This is a genomic window from Flavobacterium sp. FlaQc-30 (assembly GCF_044005885.1).
Lineage (GTDB): Bacteria > Bacteroidota > Bacteroidia > Flavobacteriales > Flavobacteriaceae > Flavobacterium.
In genome coordinates, this window is record NZ_JBIPCO010000037.1 from 1 (window position 1) to 332 (window position 332).

1 protein-coding gene is annotated in these 332 nt (G+C 28.3%); it reads right to left on the bottom strand.

The annotated features are described in order from the left end of the window. The coding region (locus ACHRV0_RS21635) for a DUF2931 family protein (protein WP_395442518.1) at positions 1–332 on the bottom strand (332 nt) is incomplete at both ends.

Genomic DNA, 332 nt, shown 5'->3' on the forward strand with positions numbered 1-332 from the left:
GCTGCTCTGAATTTCATTAGTTCAATTTTTTCTTTAAAATTTTCAATCCATATCCTTCCAAATGTGTATGGTTTATTTTCTGAAACTTTATCCATTCCTACAGTAAGAAATACATTATTGCCGTATTTTTCTTGAAATTCAATAAATAGACTTTCTAGATTTTTTGGCAGTACAATTTGAGCTTCATACCATTCTTGATCATTTTGCGAGATCCATTGAATATAAAACTGTACAGGAAGTTTTTTACCTTTTGCAACATTTAGCTTTACATTTTCATTCCATTTTAAGTATGGAATCGGATCTTTATTTGAATATATTATACTGCCATCTTT